Origin of the sequence: Shewanella sp. CAL98-MNA-CIBAN-0140, assembly GCF_040309905.1 — a bacterium.
GTDB lineage: Bacteria > Pseudomonadota > Gammaproteobacteria > Enterobacterales > Shewanellaceae > Shewanella > Shewanella psychromarinicola.
The window spans coordinates 85,836-111,070 of the sequence record NZ_JBEOPI010000010.1; the positions used below are offsets into that span (position 1 = coordinate 85,836).

Here is a 25,235-nt window from a genome sequence, read left to right on the forward strand (position 1 = left end):
TCCTCAAACTAAACTTAATGAATTGAATGTGACTGTGGATGCGAGAAAAAGGTTAGCAAGATTAATCTGCATTACTGACATAAAAACCACTATAGGCATACTCCATTTACGCTGTTGTACCCTAATGATGTCCTACTCGTCGCATCCTCAAAGGCATTAAGACTTAGCCAGTGACTCCGAAAAATTAAAAGGCCTTGCAATGATTGATATCACTATCGACGGCACAACGCTATCGCTTCCCCAGACAAACAACTTGTTAAAGGCAGCCATTGACGCCGGTATTAATATACCTAGCTTATGTGACTTCTCCCACAATCAAGAGAAGCAGCACTGTAATTTATGCCAAGTACAAATAAAAAACCATGATGGCAGTTTACGGTGTGTTCGTGCCTGTGAGACACCGCTGGAAGCCGGCTTAGATGTGATTACCAAGTCGAGCTATTTAAGCAAAATTCGTCAACAGGCACTCAAAGATATTCTTAGCGATCATTTTGCTGATTGTGAAGCCCCTTGCCAAACCGCCTGTCCAGCCGGCGTTGACGTGCAGTCGTATCTGTATCATATCGGCAGAGGCGATCATAAAGAAGCTGTCAAGGTCATTAAAAAAACCTTGCCTTTGCCACTGTCCATTGGTCGTGTTTGTCCGGCATTTTGTGAAGCAGAATGCCGTCGTGGACTGGTTGACGAACCGGTGGCTATTCGCCAACTCAAACGTCATGCAGCCGATCTGGATTTACATGATTTGGAATCTTATGTTCCGCCAAAAGCACCGGCTACCAATAAACGCATTGCGATTATCGGCAGTGGCCCTGCGGGATTAACCGCGGGTTATTATCTGTCTAATAATGGTCACGATGTGACCATTATGGAATCTGCACCTAAAGCTGGGGGCTGGTTACGTTATGGCATCCCAGAGTATCGCTTACCTAAAGATATTCTTGATAAAGAAATTGAACTGCTCACCCGTAACGGACTTAAGATCCAAACCGGAGTGGCACTGGGTCGTGATACCAATTTAACCGAATTAGTGGCCAATTATGATGCAGTTTGCCTTGCTATTGGGGCACAAAAAGCCGTACCAATGAACTACCCTGGCAGTGATTTAAAGGGCTGTTATTTAGGTGTAGATTATTTGCGCGATTATTGCACCGACAAAAAACTTATCACAGGTAAAAAAGTAGCCGTGATCGGTGGCGGTAACACGGCTATCGATTGCGCCCGCACCGCGGTCCGAGATGGCGCTGATGTGAGCTTAATCTATCGTCGTAGCCGTGATGAAATGCCAGCAGAACCCTATGAAATACATGAAGCCGAAGTGGAAGGGGTTAAGTTTCATTTTCTCACCAATCCAATTGAAAACCACAGTGATAGCCAAGGCCAAGTGAAATCAGTCACGTTTGCTAAAATGGCGCTGGGTGAACCCGATGCTTCGGGCCGACGCTCTCCCAAGGCTACAGGCGAAACGTTTGAGGAAGCGTTTGATACCGTCATTCCCGCGGTATCTCAAAAAGTGGATTTAGCCTTTTTAGACCAGCCAGAAAATCAGATAGACAGTGGTCACATTGCCTTGACTCGCTGGCATACTTTCCTTGGCTGCGAACAGACCATGTCTGCCGGGGTGGAAAAGTTATTTGTTATCGGTGATTCACGCACCGGCCCCTCGACCGCTGTGGCTGCGGTTGCCGATGGCCGAAAAGCCGCTGAGGCCATTGAGGGATTATTAACTGAAGGGTTAACTTGCCATTTAGAACCCGCAGCGTTTAACTCGATAAAAGCCAAGAAAACGTCTTCATTGTCTGCTGAATTATACCCTGACACGGCCAAACGGCCACGCTTGAAAATGCCAGAATTAAACCAGTTAAATCGAGCGCTTAACTTTGCCGAAGTCGAGCTAGGATTCATTCCCGATGCCGCAATGAAAGAAGCCATGCGCTGTTTAGAATGTGCTTGCCAAGCCAATACAGATTGTCAGTTACGCGACTATGCCACCGAATATAAAGTAGACGGTAAAGCACTTGATCAGAGTCAGGCACGTAAATTTAAAGTCGATAACAGTGCGCCTTTTATTACCTTTGATGCCAATCGTTGCATCAGTTGCGCCGCTTGTGTTGAAGCCTGCCATCAACAAAGTGGTCATAACGTTATCAGCTTTGAACCCAATAGTTATCAAGCACTGCCAAATGCGACCGCCGCCATTAGCCGCAATGCCCCTCGTGTCGGCTTCACGGCTTCAATGAGTGACAGCGATTGTGTTCAATGTGGTAACTGTGTTCAAGTCTGTCCAACTGGCGCCTTGGTTGATGCCAGAGATAAAACTCAAGGCCGTGATATAGCGTTAACCAAAACCTCAACGGTGTGCACCTATTGTGGTGTCGGTTGCCGTGTTGAACTGCATGTTGACCAAAGCAAGAATCACGTTATGCGGGTAACCGGTGACAGTCATTCGCTGGTAAATGAAGGCATGTTGTGTGTAAAGGGCCGCTCTGGCTTTGACTTTTTGAACAGTCCTAAACGCCTCACTACGCCATTAATTCGCAAAAATGGTCAGCTCCAACCAGCCAGTTGGGCTGAAGCCTTAGGCTATATAGCAGAGCAACTTCAACCGATTAAAGATGCTGCGGGCCCAAGCAAGTTCGCCGCATTGTCATCGGCTAAATGCACCAATGAAGAAAACTATTTAATGCAAAAGTTCACCCGTAGCATTATGGGTACCAATAGCATAGATCACTGCGCTAGACTGTGTCATTCATCGTCGGTTGCAGGCTTATCCGATACCATTGGCGGCGGGGCCATGACCAATGATATTCCCAGTATTAAAGATTCAGATGTCATTTTTATCATCGGCTCCGATACGACCACTGCCCACCCGATTATCGCCTCGCATATCAAAAGAGCAGTCAATCAACATGGCGCGCGCTTAATCGTCGCGGACCCAAAGAAAACCACTATCGCAGACAGTGCCAATTTATATGTATCACATAAACCTGGCACAGATGTGATGCTACTCAATGCCATCATGCAACAAATTATCATCCATGATTGGCAAGACATGGAATACATCAACAAGCGTATTGAAGACTATCAATTGCTAAAGCAAGAAGTGATGAAGCCTGATTATAATTTAGTCAATGCGGCGTTAATCACTGGGGTGAGCGCCGAAGACATTGCCGCCATGGCAAAAATGATCGGCACCGCTAACAAAACCGCCTTGTATTATGCAATGGGAATTACCCAACATACTTCAGGTTATGACAATGTCGTGTCCACTTCTAACTTACAGTTACTGTGCGGCAACATCGGCGTAAGCGGCGCGGGACTGAATCCATTGCGCGGCCAAAGCAATGTTCAAGGCGCTTGTGATATGGGGGCGTTACCCGACTTTTATCCCGGTTACCAGAAAAACAATAATCCCGTCAATAACGCTAAATTTGCCAACGCATGGGGAAATACTTCGCTGCCGTCAGAACCAGGACTGGCGGCGACTGAAATCATGCAGGCTATTGTTAAAGGCAAACTAGATGCACTTTATGTATTGGGTGAAAATCCGGTACTAAGCGATCCGGATCAAGCCCATGTGATAGCAGCACTGTCAAAAATCAACTTTATGATTGTGCAAGATATCTTTTTAACCGAAACCGTCCAGATGGCCCATGTGGTATTACCCGCAACCGCCTTTGCGGAAAAAGATGGCCATTTCACTAACACCGAACGTCGAGTACAACAGTTACGCGTGGCATTAACGCCACCGGGTGAGGCGATTGTAGACTGGAAAATTATCCAAATGATTGCCAACACCCTGGGTGCCGATTGGCACTACCACAGCACAAAAGATATTTGGCAAGAAATTAACCAGCTCACGCCACAATATCAGGGCCTGACTTGGCAACGACTTGAACACAAGGTAGATGGTTTACAGTGGCCATGTTTTGATGAAAACCATCCTGGCACACCGATTTTGCATACCGAGACGTTTTTGCGCGGCAAAGGTAGAATGATCCCGGTGAGTTATCGTCTGCCCGCCGAAATGCCAGATAGCGAGTATCCATTAATCCTGTCAACAGGTCGCTTGCTGGAGCAATTCCATACCGGCACCATGACACGCAAAACACCTGAACTCGATATTAAAGGTTCACCCAGAGTGATGATTTCTGTTTATGATGCAGAGCAGTTAGGCGTGGGTAACGGTGATATGTTAAAACTCAGTACCCGCCGAGGTGAAATAGAAATAGCCGCCTTTGTGACTAAACGAGCCCAAGTAGGGGTATTATTTTTACCCTTCCACTTTGCCGAAGCCGCAGCCAATAAACTGACCATCAATGCATTGGATCCTATCGCTAAGATCCCCGAGTTTAAAGTGTGTGCCGTTAAAGCTGAAAAGTCACTGCAACCAAGCACTATGGTCTAGGTCTAACCGCACGTGTCTTAGCAAGTGCCTAGAACGCTACGCTGCTAGGACGCTTCGCGGCTAGAGTCTATAAAATCTTAGCAAGTGCCTAGGACGCTACGCGGCTAGAGGCTATAAAATCTTAGCAGCGAAGCTGTCCCTAGCAGCGAAGCGATACTAGCAGGACGCAGTCCGCCCTAGCAGTGACGAAGTCACGTCCTAGCAGCGAAGCGATACTAGCAGTGACGAAGTCACGCCCTAGCAGGACGCAGTCATGATTGCTTAGCGCAACAATAACAATGGAATATGACTTTTACTGATCATCCGTGTCGTGTTGCTGCCTACAAAAAATTCGCGAATACGTGAATGACCATAAGCACCCATGACCATTAAATCAATTTGGTTTGCTAGTTGGTAAGCTTCAAGGGCGATTTGCACCTCTCCCTGACAAACCGCTGTTGTCACCTCAAAACCTGCCTCGGTAAGAGATTCTGCAACCAAGGTCAATTCGGTCATTGCTTGAGATTGATGGTCAGATGCCATCACCAAATGGCATTCGAGCCCTTCAAGTAGTGGACTGCTTACCACTCGATTAAGGACTGTTTTAGAGGTCTCACTACCATCGTAGGCAATCATAAAACGTGTTGGTATTTGAAACTCAGCCATGACAACTAAAATAGGCTGTTTAAGAGTTCGAATAACACTTTCTAAATGAGTTCCAATCGCCTGCGCCTGATCTTGATGTTGCTCTCCTTGACGCCCGATAACCACGAGTCTGGCATCGGATTCTTGCTCTAGCAGCGTTTCAACCAAATCCCCATGCCGCTGTAGCGTTTCAACCACAACTAAAGGTTGTGCGTCAATAATGCGCGTTTTGGCATCTTGAAGCATATATTTGCCTTGTTCGAGTGCAAGCTTGCTCATGCGCCCTTCAAGTTCAACCATTTCAGCAAGTAGATGTTCTCGGCTACCAAGGCCAATATTTCCCGACAGGTTTAACTCTGTAGGATAGCCCGATTTATCCAATACATGTAGTAAGGTTACTGGGGCATCTAACTGCATGGCCGCCCATCCACTGGCATCGGATACGGCGAGTGTGGCTTTTGAACCATCGATACAGGCAATCACATTTGTCATCATTATTATCCTTTTATGCTGTTGCTATGGGCTTAGTGACCAGACATTATGTTTTCAACGTCTTCAGGCTTATCATGCACACCAAATTTATCCACAATGGTCGCACTTGCTTCGTTAAGACCAATCAATTCAACTTCAGTCCCCTCTCGGCGGAATTTAATCACCACCTTATCGAGTGCCGATACGGCAGTAATATCCCAAAAATGTGCTTGAGATAAATCAATGGTGACCTTATCGACCACTTCTCTGAAATCAAATGAATCAACAAATTTTTCAGCTGAGGCAAAAAATACCTGTCCGACAATTTGATAATGACGCTCAGCTTCGGCTGTCGTCGAGGTGCTCTTAACAACCATGAAACGGCCAACTTTATTGGCAAAGAATAGCGACGCGAGTAACACGCCAACAAATACTCCAATGGCTAAATTATGGGTTGCCACGACAACAACTACTGTGGCGACCATCACAAGGTTAGTCGATAAAGGATGATGTTTAAGATTACGAATAGAATCCCAAGAGAAGGTTCCTATAGACACCATGATCATCACGGCAACGAGTGCGGCCATAGGGATCATTTTTAACCATTCACCCAAAAATACGATTAACACTAATAGGAAAATACCCGCTGAAAAGGTCGACAAACGTCCACGACCGCCAGATTTAACATTGATAATTGATTGACCGATCATGGCACAACCCGCCATTCCGCCCAGTAAACCGGCACCGATATTGGCAATACCCTGCCCTTTACATTCGCGGTTTTTATCGCTTGGCGTATCGGTTAAGTCATCAACAATGGTGGCAGTCATCATCGATTCTAATAAACCAACAACAGCCAGTCCTGCAGAATAAGGAAAGATAATCATCAAGGTTTCAAACGTTAACGGCACATCAGGCCAAAGGAAAATAGGTAACGTATCAGGAAGTTGCCCCATATCACCGACAGTACGGATATCTAAACCAATAAACGCAGCAAACACAGTTAGCGCGACAATACACACTAAGGGCGAAGGCAGCGATTTACCAATCACAGGAATTAATGGAAATAAGTAAATGATACCCAGGCCTGCTGCTGTCATGGCGTACACATGCCAAGTCACATCAGTGAGTTCAGGCAACTGAGCCATAAAGATTAAAATGGCTAACGCATTCACAAAACCCGTCACCACCGACCGCGAGACAAAACGCATCAAACTGCCAAGCTTTAAGTAACCTGCCGCAATTTGGAGTATGCCCGTCAATAGAGTCGCTGCTAATAAATACTCAAGACCTTGTTCTTTAACTAAGGTCACCATCAATAGTGCCATTGCACCCGTGGCAGCAGAAATCATTCCCGGACGACCACCCGTAAAAGAAATCACCACAGCGATACAGAACGAAGCGTACAGGCCAACCTTAGGATCAACCCCAGCAATAATAGAAAAGGCAATCGCCTCAGGAATTAACGCTAGCGCAACGACAATACCGGCTAACAGATCTCCACGGATGTTCGAGAACCACTCTTTTTTCATGCTTTGTATCATGTATTTTACTCTGTTTAAATTTTGGCCAATATATCAACAACATAAGCTAACGCTCGATCTATATCTGCGTGTCACCAGTGAAATTAACTCATTAATACGACAAAATGATATTGGATAATGAGATACGACAAAAACTACCAAGAAGGCAGCGATTACGGACGGATCTAAGCGATCCAAATAGGGAAGGAAATACTAATGCGGCTAGTGCTCATTAATGAAAAAAACCTCGCTATTTTGGTGTTAATTAGGTTTAACATTAATTACACAAGCACTCTATAAAAAGTGCTGGCGGCAGTATAAAGGGTTGTTTAAGCAAAATCAAAGAGCGTAAAAGTAACCTTGCAGACGCTTTTACTAAATGACTGTCTCGTCAGGGCTGTATAAAGTGCCACAAGATATTGATAGCTCAGGTCTAGTTTCATTGAGACAGATGTTGCAAATCGATAGAAAATGATAGTAAGAAAAGCTTTAACCCAGTTTTAGATTTACCATAACAAACTAACCAAACCAATTAGTCTCGCCGATTAATTGTTGCGAGACTAGTATGTAGTCTATCAATAAAGCGCTTAGTATTTAGAAGGCTCACGCATCGTTGCCGCTACTCAATGATCTCCATTTAAGAGAGTGGCGACTTCTGAATAGTTTTCTTTTATGTCTAACAATAGCGCACCTGCATAATGGCTATCTTTAAATGTAGGCTAAACAAGTTTGCATCCGATGACCCATGTACCCGCGTTCGTCATCTGATTATCTAAGGTATTGAAACAGGTAGAATTAGCAATAAATGCTTTAACAAAGCTTCTGATTTTTATTGATTAAAAACCATAATATGCAGGCGCTAAATAAATAATCTCAGCTTCACGGGTTTGAAACACGGTCTCAATTTTTTGAGTTTTTTCATTAATCAGTCGATATGCAAATTGATGCGTTAAACGCTTTTTTTCAATAGGATCGTTTTGAGCATCTAATTCAACTAAATGTACTGATATTAACGTCTTGGGTTCATTTTCAGCATTATCCTGAGCGCTTACATTTGCTGATAACACAAATGTAGCAGCACACAATAACAATTGACTGCCGAACAATGTTGAATTGAAAACCACGTTAACTCTCCTTGTTGATAAAACAAAACAACTTAAATCGCATAGCGCTATTAACTCAAGCATAATGTAATAATCATGCTATATCTGCAGAAGGGTAAGCGGTAAAGCATTAGGTCGTTAGTGCCTTAAAACCGCATCTTCATCAGGGATTTAAAAACTAACCAACCCTGCGCTAAACTTGCCATTTTGCTCAATTATCGGTACTTTTAACCCTATTGAAAGACCTAAAAATAACAACAAAGGATTACGGATGGGAAACATACTTTGGGTGGCCTCTTACCCTAAATCAGGTAATACCTGGGTGCGTGCATTTTTAGAAAACTACATTCAAAATCAAGATCTGCCCATAGACATCAATACCATGCACACCATTTCGACAGCAGAATCGGCGGCGCATCGTTATCAAGCTTATTTACCAAAAGGTAAAACCGCCACCACCGAGCTCACGTTAGAAGAAGTCAGTCTACTGCGGCCACAGGTTCAAGCCGATATTGCTCAGCAAGCTAATGGCACTACGTTTGTAAAAACCCACAACTACTTAGGCGAATATAACGGCCAGCCACTGCATAATTCTACTGTCACATCAGGAGCCATCTATGTGGTTCGTAACCCGCTAGATGTGGCAATTTCAATGGCTAATTACTTTGGTTACAGCATCGATGAGGCCATTGCTTATATGGCAGAAGAAATGACGGGTACCCCAAATGAAGCACCACATGTGCCGCAAATTATTACATCTTGGTCTATGCATGTATCTAGTTGGACAGCCGATGATGCCTCAAAGTTGATTTTACGTTATGAAGATATTTTGGATGACCCCAAAAAAGCCTTCAGAAAAGTTGAGTCATTTTTGGGGTTGAAAAAAGATCCTCTGCGGTTAAAAAATGCCATTAAGCATTGCTCTTTTGCGCAATTAAAAGCCCAAGAAACCAAACGCGGCTTTGTGGAAAAACACGAAAATGCCAATGCTTTTTTTAGAAATGGCGCCAAACATCAGTGGAAAACAAAACTCACCGCTGAACAAGTGCAAAAAATTGTCGACACTCATTATGAACAAATGAAGCGCTTTAAGTATTTACCTGGGGGCAAGTAGCCTTATTGAATAAATGGCGCTTGAAACAACTGACCTTTAAAATAAGTCACTCTTTCGCGCAATCGCGCCGATAAAAAATGTCCTATGGCATCAGCCATAGGACATTTTTATTGGATGTTATTTAGGGTATCGAAGTGATTAATTGTATTTAAGCGCTTAACTGGGTTTACGGTAAGCCATGATCAGCAGCACTACACCGGTGAGTAGAAACGGTAAGCTTAACCACTGGCCGGCACTGAGTATCGACTCATGGTAGGCCGCTTGACTCACTTTAACGCTTTCAATAGCAATACGGGCGCTAAAGACTGACACTAAAAACACACCAAAAATCGCACCGTGTTTTTGCTTCATGTTGGTATATTTATAAATGGCGTATAAGCCAATAAATATCAATAAATAAGCAAACGATTCATACAACTGTGCAGGGTGGCGCGGTAACATATCAATCCGCTTAAAAATAATTCCCCATGGCAGAGTCGTTGGTTCGCCCAAAATCTCTGAATTAGCAAAGTTGGCTACACGGACAAAAAAGCCAAATATCGCAGTGGCGATCGCTAAACGATCAAGCAAAAACAAAAACGGTAACTTCACTTTGCGTTGGTAGTAATACAAGCCTATTATCGCCCCGAGCCCACCACCATGGCTGGCGAGTCCGCCTTCCCAAATTGCAAAAATTTTCAGCGGATGAGCAAAGTAATAACTCGGATCGTAGAAAATACAATGGGCTAAACGCGCACCAACAATAATGCCCACCACACAATAAACCAATAGGTTATCGAGTGATTCAATATCTAAGCCTTCTTTTGTGTAAATTCGCTTCATCACCTGAAAGCCAGTCGCAATCGCTAACGCAAATAACGCCCCATACCAATGAACCTTTAACCCCATAAAAGAGATCAATACAGGGTCAAGATCCCAAATGATGTGTTCCAAATTACCTACTCCAATTAATGCTGTGTTTTATCGCATTATGCTAAAACAACTTTGCTGCAGATGATACCCAGATACGCTGCACAAGAGAAAGTTTCATTAACTAATAAACATACTGCGGCTAAATAAGGTAACATTTAGCGCTTATTGACCGTGTGCCAAATGAATGTGTAGAGTTATCTAATGATTGCTGATAAGACCGAATACCATATTGATATAACAGAGCATGGTACTGATGCCATTAATTTGCTGGCGCAAACCAGTGGCTTAAGCAAACAAGTGTTAAAAGGTGCCATGCAAAAAGGTGCCATTTGGCACAGTCATGGCAAGCAAACCAATCGTATTCGACGCGCAAAAAAGCCTCTGCAGCCCGGTGACAAACTACACCTTTATTACAATCAATACATTTTAGACGAACAGGTGGCACCGGCAGAGTTACTGTTTGATGAAGGTGAGTACAGCATTTGGTACAAGCCTTATGGTATGCGTTGCCAAGGCTCAAAGTGGAGCGACCACAGCACCATTAATCGCTACGCAGAGTTGCATTTACAACCGCAACGTAATGCCTTTATTATCCATCGCCTTGACCGCGCAGCAACCGGTTTATTGCTGCTTGGTCACAGTAAAAAAACCACCGCTGCTATCACTCAGTTATTTCAAAGCCGCGCACTGGAAAAATATTATCAAGTGATTGTCGAAGGCGAGTTTCCTAGCCAACCCATTAGCATTGATAGCCCAGTCGATAATAAACCAGCACTGTCACATGCGACTCGTCTGGTCCATAATCCAGTGCTTAATCAATCAAAGGTGCAGGTAAAAATAGACACTGGCCGTAAACATCAAATTCGTATTCACATGGCTAGCCTTGGTCATCCCGTGGTGGGGGATCGTTTACATGGTCATGGTGACGAGCATTCACCTGATCTGGCACTGACATCGTGTTTTTTTCGCTTTGTTTGCCCAGTCAGTAACACCCTAAAAACCTTTGAATTACCAGAGCATTACCGTCCAGCGTTTATCGTCACCTAAGCAATAGCAATGTGATTCATAACCACAATCATTGTTCATCAACAGTCATGGAACCACACACTATGCGTCACATTATCATGTTACTTTGCCTTACTTGCAGCCAATGGAGCATAGCCGCCAGTTTACAACTGCCCGACAGTACTGAAACGGTATTAGTTAACGGTAAGGCCTCTGAGCAATCTAGCGTGAAACTCGACTTAACCCTGCCTGATGGCATGCAACAAATAGCCTTTCGCTATCAAGCCCATTACCGCGATAATGGCCGTCAAGATAACTTTATCTCTGACGTCGTTATCTTACGCTTTCAGGCCGAAGAACAAACCTATCAGTTAACCCTTCCGGCCATTAACTCAGCCTCAGACGCCAAGCAATTTAATGCTCAACCCGCTTTAGGGTTAATTGATCAAACAGGCAAAACCATGGCGTTTACCCAAGATAAACTGATGAAATCTGGCTTGCAAATTGGACGAGATTTTGCCCAAGAAAATGCTCAGTATAATGACTCTGATGCCATAGCCGCTATCGCACCTAATACAGCCATAATCAGAAGATTAGCAACAGCAGCCATGGCAATAGCAAGCGAACAGGGCACCCAAGTAATGAGCAATTCCGCAGTTCCATTGGTTAAAAAGCCTGAAGATATAACCCAAGCAGAAGTCAGTAGAATGCTAGATTATTGGTATCAAAAAGCGAATAACCACACCCAAGCCGAGTTTAAAGCTAAAATAAATCAATAATGATAGATTGTTATAAATCGAGTGTTGAATTTAGATAGCTTGAATTTAGATAGCTTGAATTTGATAGCTTGAGTTTAGATAGCTTGAGTTTAGATAGCCGCAAACATATCGATGATAATCGATTGGTTAGGAAATATATCGAAATGTTATTGGTGCTAATGTCAAAAATTAGCATCAGCCTGTAGTTAAAGAATTAAAAAACGAATATCCGCTTTATCGAATTAAGCCACAAGGTAATAATTGAGAATAATGACTGCATTGTCGGAATCGCTGCCGTTGGTTACCCCAGCGCTAAAGTCAGTAAGATACTTTGAAGCCCCCTTATGTGGATATATCCTCAAGAGTATTTAGAATCAATTAAGACAATCAATTAAGATAATCAATTAAAAAAATCAATTAAGATAATCACCTAGGCTTGCTTACATACCATATCTCCAGCTTTAGACACGCTTAATTATCTAATAAATAGTCAGTCGACTTTGTAGACCTCTTTTATATCGATTATTTATAGAAAAAAATAGTCCACGGTTAGCCACATGGTCACTGTTTTTTTCTTCAAATTTACAACATACATTTTATCAACATTCATGTTCTACAAAATACATTTAAGCTCAACGTCTTGGCTGGTGAACTTTTGCTATCGATTCATTTCAATGAATTAAAATCATATCAATTTTGATAAACGCATCGAAACACGGTATTAAATCATTGACTACCTTGAGTAAGCAAAGTGCAGCCAGTTTCAGGGTTTCAGTCGTTATATCTTATAAATTTTAAAATATTACTTTAGGGAACGAGTGCCGAAACAGTTAGGTGTAAGGGAAATACGGGTTTGCCTGCATACAACCGACCTTGGCCGCGTAGTTCTTATTTGGCATAGGCTACACCCTTTATTTTACTGTTAAAACAACTACAATTTTGTTATTGAGTTGTTAAATTGATAATATCCTTGTCATCGCACTGCTATACTCTAATTTACACGATTAAAAGCCTTGAGGTACTCTTTGTCCGAGCTAATTAACTATAAGCATTTGCGTTACTTCTGGGCTGTTGCACATGAAGGAAGCATAGCCAAGGCAAGTAAAAGCTTACATATCACACCCCATACTATTAGCGGACAACTCTCTTTATTAGAGGCTCGCATGGGCTGCGCATTGTTTGAAAAACAAGGGCGAAACTTGGTTTTAACGGAACCCGGTAGAACAGCGCTGAAATACGCTGATGACATTTTCAAATTAGGTCATGAACTCAGTAGTGTAATGCGAAGTTCTGCTTCATGTAACCAGACTGATTTTATGGTCGGTGTGGCAAGCTCTTTACCTAAAACGATTGTATGTAAAATTATTGAGCCCGCATTTCTCATACCTGATGGCATCAACCTGATAAGTACAGAGGGCCCGGTTTCAGGACTATTGGCTGATCTATCCATGCACAAATTGGACATGGTTATCAGTGATGCGCCGACTAACACAACCCAGGGAACCAGCGTTTTTAATCATTACCTTGGTGAGTCTGGATTAACCTTTTTTGGGGTTCCTGAACTCAAAAAACGATTAGCACCGAGCTTTCCAAAATCGCTTCATCATGCTCCAATTTTATTGCCTACAGAACAATTTGGAATACGGCAGTTATTTGATCAGTGGATTCATAGCCAAAAAATATTTCCTGATGTCGTGGGCCAATTTGATGACAGTGCCTTAATAAAGTCATTTGGACAACGAGGTCTAGGGGTCTTTTTTATGCCTACAGCGATAGCAGATGAAGTATGTCAGAACTTTGGTGTTCAAGTTATAGGGCAAACTAATGAGGTGAAACATAGGTTTTATGCGATTTCGGCTGAACGTAAAATCAGTCACCCTGCGGTTTTGGCCATTTGTAAGACGGCAAGGACCTCTATATTCTCTGATTGAGCTGCACATGTGTAAAGCATCTCCGAGCTTTAATGCTCCTATTTTATCGATAAATTCTACTTAAAATGTCGTTTTATTCGACTGTTAATTAATCCCCCTGTGGTTAACAATCTAGGCTTATAAATACACCTGAAATTGACCTAGGGTATTAAGAAACAATGAAACGTCTTAATGAGGGAAATGAAGCGCCGCGTGCACAGTGCACCTTTAGTTTTCGCTCGGTGATCAGCTGGGCGTTCTTGATCCGAGTCGTCTTTTTCAGCATTTTTTGGGCATTACTGGTGCGTTGGCAACAAAGTTCGCTGGGGGTAGGCATTGTTTTTATTACCATTGCGAGCCTGCTCAGCCTCTATTTGGCACAACAAAAACAGCAAAAAAATCAGTGGCTAAGAAGCCCTCTCAATCTATTATCCTTTCTACAATACTTCATTGTACAGTCCTTACTTGGCGGGTGGACTATCGCAAAGCTGGCACTTACCGCTAAGCCTAACCTTGCACCTGGTTTTATAACGTATTACACCAATTTGGCAAACGAGTCCCAAGTTTTGACCTTTATGCAAGTCTTAAGTTTGTTGCCTGGTACGGTAAGCGCCAAGCAGAATGGTCGAGTGATCACCATTCATGTGATGAATATGAACGAATTTGATCATGCCGAAATCGACGATTGCCAAATGCGCATAAGCAAGCTTTTAGGGACTCCCGTTCAACCATTCATTGAGGAGAAAAAATGATGACGACTTTTTTATTAATAGTCGCCCTCGCGTTGGCTATGTTACTGCTATTGAGTCTGCTGCGTCTATTGCGCGCGCCAAGTTACGCCGATTGCCTTTTGACAACACAGTTGGTGGGAACTATCGGTGTGGCTGTACTCGCGCTAATGTCGGTTATCCAACGTCAGCCTTACCTGCTCGATGTCGCCTTGGTACTTGCGTTGCTAACGTCAATAACGATTGTGACCTTTACACAACTTCGAGGGACACCTCAATGAATATAGCTGACAGCTTCAGTTTGCTATTTTGCCTAGTAGGTCTTTTCTTCTTCTTTGCTGGCACGGTCGGCTTAATCCGGTTCCCGGACGTCTTAAGTCGCCTACATGCCATAACAAAAGCCGACAATCTGGGTCTTGGGTTAATCGCAATTGGGCTATTACCACAGTTATCTTCGCCTACTGATGCATTGAAATTAGTACTCATTTGGGGATTAGTCATTTTTTCAAGCGCAGCCTGTAGCTATTTGATCGCATCTCAAGTGATTGAGGAGCAATCGCCGCCGCATTCAGTTGAGGATAAATCATGAGCCTTATGACAATTTTCGATGCACTGTTAATACTAAGCATCCTCACGCTTGGCTGGATGAGTATCTTTTCGATATCTCTGTTTCGCTGTATCGTATTTTTTGTTTGTTTGGGGCTTTTAGCCACCATTGCTTGGGGACAGCTCGGGGCATTCGACGTGGCTATTGCCGAAGCCGCTATTGGTGCAGGAATTACCGGCGCTCTGCTGCTGGCGGCATGGAACCGTATTCGGCCTCGCCATTCAAAGGAAGTCGATCGAAATCCTGCCTCGGCGAAGATCAACCCATCGGATACTAAAGAACATGTTTAATAAAATAGATATTGAATATGCAGGAGCCGCAGTCGATCAAAATGCATCAAACTTGATTGCCTCACTATTGGTCGCGGGGCTTTTATTTGTACTGATTCTAATAGTACTTAACTATGACGCCCATTACGCGGGGTTAGAACCCTTAGTGACGCAGAGTATCGACCTCAGTGGTGTGACGAATCCAGTTACCGCAGTGTTACTCAATTTTCGCGCTTACGACACCTTGCTTGAAATCGCAGTGCTGCTGGTTGTAGTCATTGCTGTTCTGCCTATTAACGATCGTCATGCATCGTTCTTTAAACGCACCGTGGAAACAAAAAACAACCTTGTTCTATCGGCACTGCAGCGCTGGATTGCGCCTGCAATGGTGCTCTTTGCTGGTTATCTACTTTGGGCTGGTGCTTCTCAGCCTGGTGGCGCATTTCAGGCTGGCGCTTTGTTAACAGGCGCTAGCGTGCTGCTTTTCCAAAGTAACACTTATCACGTCAACTACACGTCTATCATGGCACGCATTTTGTTGACCATTGGTTTGGCCGTCTTTGTCATCATAGGCACAGGGCTAATTTGGTTTGAAGGCGGATTGCTTGCTTATCCATTAGCATTTTCAGGCATGCTTATACTCCTTATAGAGGCATGCGCTACCGTGTCGATAGCGCTTGCGCTAGCGTCGCTCTATAGCAGCCTTATTGATACTGCATATTCCACTGTCAGTAACATTACACATAGGCCTGCAAAATGACTTCCACATTACTTTACAGCCTTGCTGGTTTAGGTTTATTTGCTATTGGTCTTTTTGGCGTTGTCGTTGCTAGCCATGTGATGCGAAAAATACTGGCGTTAAATGTAATGGGCGTGGGTATCTTTATGTTCTTAATTGCATTGGCCAAGCACAGTCAAAATGTGTTCGACCCAGTGCCTCACGCCATGGTATTGACAGGCATTGTCATCGCCGTAGCAGGAACCGCACTGGCGCTTAACCTGATGGTTAGAATTCATAATATGGATGAGCCTAGCCAAGAGAAACCCAAGTTATGAATAGCCTAACCTCATCGCTGTTTTTACCGGCCATCGTATTTTTGCCGCTAGTGGCATCGATAATGGCGTTTCTGATAAGTCGAAATAGGCAGCAAGGCCGTATCAATGTGTATTTTGCCATTTTGCAGTTTTTGGTGGTTATTTTAATGACCATTCTGTTTTTAAATGAGCAGACTTATCAGAGCGACCGCTATGTGATTGGTGGGTGGGGAGCACCTCTTGGCATTGACCTAGTCGTCGATGGCTTTTCAATCCTGATGATCGCGCTTACTGGATTGCTTACGCTCTTAATAACGATCTATAGCGCATCATATTTTTCAGAAAATTATCCTTCAGCTGAAAAAGGCGTGCGTTTTTGGCCTCTATGGTGGCTATTAATCTCAGGGCTCAATGCGCTATTTGTGTCAGGAGATGCTTTTAATATTTATGTCTGCCTAGAAATTATTGGACTTTCTGCCGCTGCGTTGGTCGCTCTGCAAGGCACTAGAGCGGCTTTAATAGCCGCGTTACGATATTTGTTAGTCGGCCTATTAGGTTCACTGTTCTATCTGTTGGCCATTGTAATACTCTATCGTAGTCATGGAACGCTAGATCTCATGCAAATCGCAGCCAGTACGGATAATGGACTGCCTGATAAAGTCGCGATGATACTTATCACTATTGGACTGCTGCTCAAGATAGCCTTATTTCCGCTGCACTTTTGGTTACCCCAAGCACACGCAAACGCCCCAACACCAGTGAGCGCAATACTTTCTGCGCTAGTAGTTAAAGCTTCACTTTATATATTGATAAAATTTTGGTTTGACGTATTAGGTGAAACGACGACTTTTGGTGCTTCCCAGGTGTTGGGGGCCTTGGGTGGTGCGGCAATTATTTATGGGTCATGGAGCGCATTTCGTGCCACGCAGTTAAAGGTTCTCATTGCCTATTCTACCGTCGCCCAACTTGGCTACATTTTTTTATTGTTTCCGTTAAGTGAGTATTCCATTGGTGTTAACTCGTTTTCGGGTTCAGCATCACAGGCAGCCATTTATTTCATCGTGGCACATGCGTGCGCAAAGGCGGCGATGTTTTTATCGGCAGGTAATTTGATCCTATCACAAGGTAACGGCGAGATTGCTCAACTCAAGGGTATCGCGATGCGCGAACCGCTTAATGTTTTAGTGTTTGCGATCGCGGGGATCAGTCTAATTGGCTTACCACCAAGTGCGGGCTTTATCGCCAAATGGTTACTACTGACAACATCTATCGAGAGTGGTCAGTGGTGGTGGGTGATCGTAGTGATTGCAGGTGGTCTCTTAGGGGCTATGTATTTGTTCAAAATATTAAGTGTGGCGTTTTCTGGCAACACAGTTGATGCAGAACCCGCCTACCAGCAACCGAAAGAAAAAGTCTCCGGCGTCATGACCACGGTCGCACTGATACTTGCATTGATTACCTTAGCGTTAGGTTTCAACTCAGAGTTTATTCTTAATATCAGCAATACAACAAGCGAGGTCATTGGCATATGAACCTAAGCGCACTATTACCCGCATTGATTGTAATTTGTCCAATTTTGGTGGGCGTTGCTGTAATGGCGACGCCGGAGCACAAAACTACTTTGCGTAGAAGCCTAAATATTGGCGGCGCACTGATCACACTCAGTCTGATAGCCATGCTGTTGTCGGGTGTATCCAATGGCTTAGATTTTGAAACGCGTCTGCCACTATTACCCAATATTGATTTTGTACTCCATGGCGACTCTCTGTCACTTCTCTTTGTCAGTTTGTCTGGATTCTTATGGTTATTTACCACTATCTACGCCATCGGCTATTTTAAAAACACACTTAATCGAAGCCGCTTTTTTGCCTTCTTTAGCTTATGTGTAGGCGCGACAATTGGATTAGCGCTTGCTGGCAATTTAGTGACGTTTTTGATCTTTTACGAACTACTCACACTCGTTACCTATCCGTTGATTGCTCATAAAGGGAACCCGGCATCAATCAAAGCCGCACGGATCTATCTTGTTTATACCATGATTGGCGGCGCATTGCTTTTAACCGGCGTAGTATGGCTAAAAGTGATAGCAGGCCCTCTCGACTTCACGTCAGCCGGGGTGCTGGAGGGAGTACCAGGCCTAGATAGGACACATTTACAGATAATTTTTGTACTACTTATTACGGGTTTAGGCGTTAAAGCGGCGCTGTTTCCATTGCATGGCTGGTTGCCTATCTCGATGGCCGCCCCTGCACCGGTCAGTGCCTTGTTGCATGCCGTTGCGGTCGTCAAAGCCGGCGCATTTGGTATTGTGCGAGTCGTTTACGATATTTACGGTGTTGAATTTACCAGAGACTTGGGGCTGACCATTTTACTGGCAGCTATCGCCGGGTTTACCATTATCTACGGCTCTATTCGTGCCTTGAGTCAAGATGATCTAAAAAGACGACTAGCCTACTCAACGGTAAGTCAGGTGTCGTATATCGCACTCGGAACGGCGATTGCGGGGCCAATTGCGACTATTGGTGGCCTTATTCATCTGGTTCATCAAGGGTTAATGAAAATCACGCTGTTTTTCTGTGCGGGTAATCTCGCCGAAACGATTGGCGTTCACAAGATTAGCCAAATGAACGGCGCAGGCAAGCGCATGCCGCTTACCATGGCGGCGTTTACCATCGCTTCGTTTGGTATGATCGGCGTACCTCCGATCGCAGGCTTTGTTTCAAAATGGTATTTAGGTGTCGGCGCACTGGAGGCAGAGGCCTATTGGGTTCTCGGTGTTCTGGCCATAAGCAGTCTGTTGAACGCCGCTTATTTCTTGCCAATAATTCACGCTGTTTGGTTCAAAGAGCAAGATCAGCCGTGGCCCAAAAATTCACCAACATTAAGGTTAGAAGCCCATTGGATGCTGCTTTTACCCCCTTTGGTTACCGCTTTTTGTGCATTCGCTGTGGGGCTATTTGCGTCTTCGTCTTTCAGTCCACTCGCGTGGTCGTCGTTAATCGCGGCGCGGGAATACCAATCAATCCTCCCAGACATTTCTGGCATAGTGCCTAAGTACAGCACCGGCCATCTTTGGATTTTGATTTTACCCAGTCTCTTGCTAACAGCCATGGCGTTTAAGAAATTACGAGATAGGGTGATCCTATTGACGCCTCTTGCACCACTGCCTGCATTGGCCGCGGCGCTATTTATCGTTAATGAAGATATAGTTGAACACTCTTTTCTACTATTGACCGCTGCGATTTGGTTTATTGCAGCTCTCTATGCCCAAGCTTATATGGCTATGGATAAGAAACGAAACCGATTTTACCTGTTCTTTCTACTGACGATGGTGGGCAACTTCGGCGTGGTGTTATCTCAGGAAATATCATCATTTATTACCTTTTTCGCTCTGATGAGTTTCTCTGCCTACCCACTGATCCTCCATTCAGAAAGTGACGAGGCAAAATCGGCGGCGACTACCTATATAAGATGGGTAATATTTGGAGAAATAGTCTTATTTCTCGCATTAGTTGGCAGGACTTATTACGATCAATTCGGGGGCGACCCGCTACCTATCGTGTGGGTATCCGCATTGTTGATTATCGGTTTTGGCGTTAAAGCTGGCCTTGCAACCTTGCATGTATGGCTACCCAAAGCTCACCCCGTTGCCCCCATCCCAGCCAGTGCATTGCTCAGTGCAGTTATGGTGAAAGTAGGTTTGTTAGGTTGGATACGTTTTCTCCCGTTGGGTGATGAAGCTATAAATGTGCTGGCACAACCTATGATGGCACTTGGTTTTGCTGCGGCATTCTTGGCGGCTATTTATGGTGCACTCCAAGACAACCCCAAAACCGTATTAGCGTATTCAACCATTAGTCAGCTCGGCATTATTGTTGCCAGTATTGGCTTTGCCTTAGCATTCCCTGACAGCTGGGAGCTATTGTTGCCCGCCGTAGTGCTGTTCGCTATGCATCATGGGTTTGCCAAGGCGACCTTGTTTTTTAGCGTTGGACTGAGTTCAGCGCTAAAACCAACCAGTAAACTTGCCCCCTACTTATGGCTGCTGATATTCATTCCCGCCCTATCATTAATCGGCGTACCCTTTAGCAGTGGAGCATTGGCAAAGGTATCGCTTAAAGATGCAACGTCAAGCTGGCCATTGTTCTCGACGCTTCTGATCATTTCAGCCATTGGTACTTCATTGCTAATGGTGCGATTTATCGAACTAATGAGAAAACAGGCCACCTTAAGTACACCCCGCGCGACACCATGTTGGGGGCTTATCTTGCCAACTGCGCTTTCAGCCTTTATGTGTGTAGGCTACTTTTATACAAGATCATTTTTTGAATTTAACAGTTACCACGCGATTGTATCAACACTAAGTTGGTCTGCGCTTTGGCCTGTTTTTGCTGGGGTGTTGGTTATGTTAGCCACTGCAAAACTGCGCGCCAAGATACCCACTCCACCCGCGGGTGATTTATTAGTCATCTATCGAGAAGTTGCACGGTTACTCGATAAAAGCATAAGAATAACAGTCGCTTTGAGTAACATAATTGCGCGCTATTTAAGTATTCTTGGTGACCACTCAAAAGTATGGGCGCTATCCATGCCAACCCGTTTAAGTAAGCAATTATCGATCGAGACTCCTGGCATGGTCATGGTCGTCATTTTAGCCGCGCTACTTTATTCATTTCTAACCTAACCCGATGCGTCAAATCAACAGCTGGAGATAAACCTATGAAACGTTTTAAGCATATAATCGTAAAAGTCAATGCGCCAACCAATCTTGAAATGGATATCGCAGTATTACGAGGCGTTGAATTGGCAAGAAAAATCGGTGCAAGAATAACCTTATTTGACGTAGTCGAACCGCATGAATCTATCCTAAGTAGTTATGCCGATATTGTCAGTCCATCGGAACTTACCGAACTGATTATAGCGCAGCGGCTTGACCAACTTAATGAGCTAGCAGAAAAATTACACCGCAATGGTTTAGACATTTCAGCACGGGTTACTAGTGGTAAAAACTTTATCGAAATCGTTAAATTCGTCATTTTGAACCAAGGTGATTTACTGATCAAAGCGGCGAATAAAAGCGAAAAGAGTTTTGATAGCAATGACTTTCATATCATGCGCAAATGCCCTAAACCCGTTTGGCTTATTAAGGAAGAAAAAAACGATAAACTTAAAAAAGTATTAGCGGCAGTGGACCTTTCAATGGAGCAACATGCAGAAGGCCGCGCGCAAAATCGAATGATAATCGACATAGCCACTTCGTTGAGTCGATATAAAAATGCCGAGCTAACAATCTTATCGTGCTGGTCATTATACGGAGAAGAGGCTCTCAGACGCGGCGCATTCACTAGAGTCCCACAGGCAAAAATTGAAACATTATTAAACAATGAAGAGCGCGAATATCAAGAGAGCCTCAATATATTGGTTAACGAATATGCGGAGTTCAAGTTTGATCAACAATTAATAAAAGGCAAACCAAAATCCATCATCCCAGAGTTTGTAAATAGTCATGAAATCGATGTTGTCGTAATGGGCACTATTGGCCGCTCTGGCATTCCTGGCTTTTTAATCGGCAATACATCTGAATCGGTACTTCAGGCAATTAATTCGTCTGTGATCACCTTAAAGCCAGAAAATTGGGTGTCGCCGATTTATTAACAAGGACGTATCACTGTATTGGGAAAAGTCGAAGATATAAAGGTGCTTATGAACATAGTAATCTTGATACTTTTCATATTTACCTATCTTCGATTTGCCTATCTCTTTCTTAAAAATAAATTTGGCTCACTGGAGTAACACGAAAAAAAAGCCAAGTGCCATTGTTACCTTATCGAATAATGATCGCCAGTATCACCACCACATTGGTTAATAACATTTTAGCGGGTCGACTAACGTCGCTCGACAACTGATTAAAACCAGACGACGATGAAGCCTATCTAGATGAAAAAACGACCTACGGCTCCGCGATCTAAACCTCAATAACAGCGACGTTTTCGACTGGCTCAATAATCGCTTAAACGCCAGTTTTTCACTATTGCAATATCCACTAATAACAATACTTTCAGAGGTATAAGCGGAATGATTACATTAACGTTTAGTGGCGTACGTTAATACCGAACACGGTATTTATTTAGACCATAGCGTGATTATAAGCATCAACTAACGTTGACAAATTTTACAATTAATCAGTCGAAAAATACGAGCAAAGTACAACAAATATTCGAATATAAATGATAAGCACCTCATGCTAAATTAAGCTTACTTTTCGGGTAAAAGCAGCAAGTCATTATCTTTTCAGCATTTGATAAATGTCATCACGAAGTGGGCAAAGCCAAAAAAGGCAGTGCTGCCTAATGCGACTACATCATCACAGGAGATGATGATTACAACCAAAGCATAATATAAGTATGAATTTAATCATCATAGGAGAAAACAATGGTTACTCTACATAAGTTATTGGTCGTTTCCCCTGCAAGCTCAATCCAACCTTCGGTTATTGCGCAATCAATTAAAATAGCAAAAAATCATCAATCACACGTCACTTTCTTTAGCGTTGCGGAAGAAATCCCTAAAGATCAGCTTGCGCTAATAACCCTCTTGCCACCACAGGAGATCATGGACAATCTACTCAAAGAGCAACATGCCATTTTAAAAAACAATGTCGAGCAATTTCATCATAACTATCTTACTGTTGATGCACAAAACGCAATCGGTGTACCCTTTATTGAAGTGACTAAAAAAGTACAGCAAGAAAATTATGATCTGGTTATTTTAGCAGCAAAGACCAGTGAGCATCCCCGTAAAAGGTTTTTTGGTAGTACCACTATTCATCTCATGAGAAAATGCCCTTGTCCTGTATTAACGATTGGTACAAAAGAAGATAAACCCTTTAAGCGCATAGTTGCGGCTATTGATGTATATGCCCCAAGCGAAGAAGGCCTAGCGCTTAACCATAAAATTTTAACATGGGCCGCCGACTTAGCGGTGTCAGAAAATGCAGAATTACATGTTATTCATGCTTGGCAATTACCTAGTAAAGACTATTTAAAAGGTTGGGGCCATAACTCTAAAGTTGATCGACTCGAAATGATCATGAAGGAGCAACAGGATAGACAAAAACGTTTTGATAACATTATTGAAAGTAACTTTGCTGCTAACAATTTGCCCATTGCAAAACTTATTGAAGGTATTGCCCAAGAAGAGATACCTAAATACATAGAAGATCACGATATTGATCTTGTTATTATGGGCACGGTATGTCGAACGGGTATTGCGGGGCTGTTTATTGGCAATACGGCTGAATCTATCCTAAGTGAAGTCTCATGTTCAGTATTAACATTAAAACCGCAGGGATTTATGACACCCGTTAAGTAATGTTTCCTTTTATGGTAAAAACGGTTTATTTGTTACGGTTACAAATTTAACCATGGGGGATGCTTTTACCGCCGATCAGAAGAGAAAATATAATATTGCCGCTTAATTTCTTCAACGCGGCCAATAATATTAACAGCATATTTATCAGTAAGGTATTCTTCAATAAGTCTAGGAAAGCTAACAATACTGAGGCCTGCTTGTCCAAAAGACTTCATTAATGATCTACCATCACATTCTTCAACACTATTTGCCGAGAGATTATGCTGTTATAACCAAGATGATAAGCGGACTTTTACCGCTGATTTTTTGCGTTGCAAAACCCAAGAAAGGGCGGATAGCGATTGAGAAATTGAAATCAGTAAGTGATGACTCATATTTCAATCCTCTTAGCGGAAATCGATAGGGTCAAAGACAGCGAAAAAGACTTTCCTTAAAGAGCCACCCTCAATGTACTGGGCATATTATGCACTAGCAAATTTTGGCTATAGACACGACAGCAAAGCAACCGGAGTGGTTCGTTCAGAGGCATTATGGAATGACGGGTTTGCACTAAAACAACGTTTAGAGAATGCCAAATTCATGCAGCAACAGATAAAAAATGGGGTCAAGATAGTTTAACTTTAGGACGTTTGAGTGTAGAAACTTAAATTTGGATAATTTGAGTCTAGCATCGAGTTAGTTTGAGTCCAGATAGTTTGAGTCTAGATAGCTTGAACCAGAAAGTTTGAGTCTGGATAGCTTAAACCAAATAGCTTGGGTTTAGATAACGTCAACCTAAGAAATTTAAATCTGGATAGTGAGAACCTCGCTCATTAAGTTAATACCGCCATCTGCAGCTATTTAACCACAATAAAAACTTAACCTTGGGCGCAGATGTCAGCAAACTTTGCGTTCAATAATCGTTGTAAATCTGCGGGGCTTAGCGATATTTCTAAGCCTCTTTTCCCGGCACTAACGTAGATACGTTGATACTGCTGAGCAGAAGTATCAATCACAGTCACCAAGCGTTTTTTCTGCCCTAATGGACTGACACCACCCAGTACATAACCACTTGATCGTTCCACTGCTAACGCCTCTGCCATGTGGGCTTTTTTAGCGCCTGCCGCTTTAGCGATTAACTTCATGCTGAGCATCGACGACACAGGTACGATGCCAACCACCAGCGATTGATTATCCAAGCTCACCACTAAAGTCTTAAACACTTGTTCGACTGGCACCGCTAATTTTTGCGCCGCTTCTAATCCATAAGACTCGCTGTTGGTATCATGATGATATTCATGCACCTCAAAGTCTATCTTGTGCTTTTTCGCCATCTCAATTGCTGGGGTCATGTTTGTTGGCTCATATTAGTGGCGTATTTAGTGGTTAATGAATACGCTGATTATACATTAATACCTTGA

General features: G+C 43.3%; 21 protein-coding genes. 16 read left to right on the top strand and 5 right to left on the bottom strand.

What is annotated here, in order from left to right:
• Window positions 1–199 precede the first annotated feature (199 nt).
• Window positions 200–4,405, top strand: coding sequence for a formate dehydrogenase subunit alpha (gene fdhF / locus AAEY93_RS07305; RefSeq protein ID WP_351075795.1), 4,206 nt, complete (start codon window positions 200–202; stop codon window positions 4,403–4,405).
• A 261-nt stretch (window positions 4,406–4,666) separates the two neighbouring features.
• Here fdhF and AAEY93_RS07310 read toward each other — a convergent pair whose 3' ends face one another.
• The 3 genes from AAEY93_RS07310 to AAEY93_RS07320 all read right to left on the bottom strand — a co-directional run bounded on the left by AAEY93_RS07310 (window position 4,667) and on the right by AAEY93_RS07320 (window position 8,147).
• Window positions 4,667–5,524, bottom strand: coding sequence for a universal stress protein (locus tag AAEY93_RS07310; RefSeq protein WP_233768568.1), 858 nt, complete (start codon window positions 5,522–5,524; stop codon window positions 4,667–4,669).
• A 29-nt stretch (window positions 5,525–5,553) separates the two neighbouring features.
• Window positions 5,554–7,044 (bottom strand): SulP family inorganic anion transporter, encoded by a 1,491-nt coding sequence (locus AAEY93_RS07315; RefSeq protein ID WP_101032687.1) that lies wholly within the window; start codon window positions 7,042–7,044, stop codon window positions 5,554–5,556.
• 815 nt (window positions 7,045–7,859) lie between these two features.
• Window positions 7,860–8,147, bottom strand: a complete 288-nt coding sequence (locus tag AAEY93_RS07320; RefSeq protein ID WP_124013566.1) for a hypothetical protein — start codon at window positions 8,145–8,147, stop codon at window positions 7,860–7,862.
• 250 nt (window positions 8,148–8,397) lie between these two features.
• Here AAEY93_RS07320 and AAEY93_RS07325 point away from each other — a divergent pair, with 250 nt between their 5' ends.
• Window positions 8,398–9,240: a sulfotransferase domain-containing protein gene (locus AAEY93_RS07325; protein WP_124013565.1), complete on the top strand. Its 843-nt coding sequence runs from the start codon at window positions 8,398–8,400 to the stop codon at window positions 9,238–9,240.
• A 156-nt stretch (window positions 9,241–9,396) separates the two neighbouring features.
• Here the strand turns inward: AAEY93_RS07325 and lgt are convergent, their stop codons facing one another.
• Window positions 9,397–10,173 carry a prolipoprotein diacylglyceryl transferase gene (gene lgt / locus AAEY93_RS07330; RefSeq protein WP_124013564.1) on the bottom strand — a complete coding sequence of 259 codons (777 nt, stop codon included), beginning with the start codon at window positions 10,171–10,173 and terminating at the stop codon, window positions 9,397–9,399.
• A gap of 180 nt (window positions 10,174–10,353) precedes the next feature.
• Between lgt and AAEY93_RS07335 the strand changes: the two genes are divergently transcribed.
• The 14 genes from AAEY93_RS07335 to AAEY93_RS07400 all read left to right on the top strand — a co-directional run bounded on the left by AAEY93_RS07335 (window position 10,354) and on the right by AAEY93_RS07400 (window position 24,453).
• Window positions 10,354–11,199 (top strand): pseudouridine synthase family protein, encoded by an 846-nt coding sequence (locus AAEY93_RS07335; RefSeq protein ID WP_101032691.1) that lies wholly within the window; start codon window positions 10,354–10,356, stop codon window positions 11,197–11,199.
• A 62-nt stretch (window positions 11,200–11,261) separates the two neighbouring features.
• Window positions 11,262–11,936 carry a DUF2057 domain-containing protein gene (locus AAEY93_RS07340; RefSeq protein WP_164839398.1) on the top strand — a complete coding sequence of 225 codons (675 nt, stop codon included), beginning with the start codon at window positions 11,262–11,264 and terminating at the stop codon, window positions 11,934–11,936.
• Window positions 11,937–12,940: 1,004 nt separating this feature from the next.
• Window positions 12,941–13,846, top strand: a complete 906-nt coding sequence (nhaR, locus tag AAEY93_RS07345; protein WP_124013562.1) for a transcriptional activator NhaR — start codon at window positions 12,941–12,943, stop codon at window positions 13,844–13,846.
• A 158-nt stretch (window positions 13,847–14,004) separates the two neighbouring features.
• Window positions 14,005–14,577 carry a Na+/H+ antiporter subunit E gene (locus AAEY93_RS07350; protein ID WP_124013561.1) on the top strand — a complete coding sequence of 191 codons (573 nt, stop codon included), beginning with the start codon at window positions 14,005–14,007 and terminating at the stop codon, window positions 14,575–14,577.
• Entirely contained in the window at window positions 14,574–14,834 is a 261-nt protein-coding gene (locus tag AAEY93_RS07355) for a monovalent cation/H+ antiporter complex subunit F (protein ID WP_124013560.1), read from the top strand. The genes AAEY93_RS07350 and AAEY93_RS07355 overlap by 4 nt, the downstream gene beginning before the upstream one ends.
• Window positions 14,831–15,142, top strand: coding sequence for a cation:proton antiporter (locus tag AAEY93_RS07360; protein ID WP_124013559.1), 312 nt, complete (start codon window positions 14,831–14,833; stop codon window positions 15,140–15,142). The genes AAEY93_RS07355 and AAEY93_RS07360 overlap by 4 nt, the downstream gene beginning before the upstream one ends.
• On the top strand, window positions 15,139–15,450 hold the full coding sequence (locus AAEY93_RS07365) for a hydrogenase subunit MbhD domain-containing protein (RefSeq protein ID WP_124013558.1): 312 nt from the start codon (window positions 15,139–15,141) through the stop codon (window positions 15,448–15,450). The genes AAEY93_RS07360 and AAEY93_RS07365 overlap by 4 nt, the downstream gene beginning before the upstream one ends.
• Window positions 15,443–16,189 carry an MnhB domain-containing protein gene (locus tag AAEY93_RS07370; protein ID WP_124013557.1) on the top strand — a complete coding sequence of 249 codons (747 nt, stop codon included), beginning with the start codon at window positions 15,443–15,445 and terminating at the stop codon, window positions 16,187–16,189. Before AAEY93_RS07365 ends, AAEY93_RS07370 begins: the two co-directional genes overlap by 8 nt.
• Window positions 16,186–16,485 carry an NADH-quinone oxidoreductase subunit K gene (locus tag AAEY93_RS07375; RefSeq protein WP_124013556.1) on the top strand — a complete coding sequence of 100 codons (300 nt, stop codon included), beginning with the start codon at window positions 16,186–16,188 and terminating at the stop codon, window positions 16,483–16,485. Before AAEY93_RS07370 ends, AAEY93_RS07375 begins: the two co-directional genes overlap by 4 nt.
• 107 nt (window positions 16,486–16,592) lie before the next feature.
• The gene (locus AAEY93_RS07380; protein ID WP_233768569.1) at window positions 16,593–17,996 is read left to right on the top strand and encodes a complex I subunit 5 family protein; all 1,404 of its coding nucleotides are present in this window, start codon (window positions 16,593–16,595) and stop codon (window positions 17,994–17,996) included.
• Window positions 17,993–21,148 carry a complex I subunit 5 family protein gene (locus AAEY93_RS07385; RefSeq protein ID WP_124013554.1) on the top strand — a complete coding sequence of 1,052 codons (3,156 nt, stop codon included), beginning with the start codon at window positions 17,993–17,995 and terminating at the stop codon, window positions 21,146–21,148. Before AAEY93_RS07380 ends, AAEY93_RS07385 begins: the two co-directional genes overlap by 4 nt.
• A gap of 35 nt (window positions 21,149–21,183) precedes the next feature.
• Window positions 21,184–22,119 carry a universal stress protein gene (locus tag AAEY93_RS07390; protein WP_124013553.1) on the top strand — a complete coding sequence of 312 codons (936 nt, stop codon included), beginning with the start codon at window positions 21,184–21,186 and terminating at the stop codon, window positions 22,117–22,119.
• Between the two features lie 777 nt (window positions 22,120–22,896).
• A complete protein-coding gene (locus tag AAEY93_RS07395) occupies window positions 22,897–23,835 on the top strand; it encodes a universal stress protein (protein ID WP_351075812.1) in 939 nt (312 codons plus the stop codon).
• 447 nt (window positions 23,836–24,282) lie between these two features.
• Window positions 24,283–24,453, top strand: a complete 171-nt coding sequence (locus AAEY93_RS07400; RefSeq protein WP_351075815.1) for a hypothetical protein — start codon at window positions 24,283–24,285, stop codon at window positions 24,451–24,453.
• Between the two features lie 239 nt (window positions 24,454–24,692).
• On the opposite strand, the gene ybaK is transcribed toward AAEY93_RS07400, so the two are convergent.
• On the bottom strand, window positions 24,693–25,166 hold the full coding sequence (gene ybaK / locus AAEY93_RS07405) for a Cys-tRNA(Pro) deacylase (protein WP_124013551.1): 474 nt from the start codon (window positions 25,164–25,166) through the stop codon (window positions 24,693–24,695).
• Window positions 25,167–25,235: the final 69 nt, after the last annotated feature.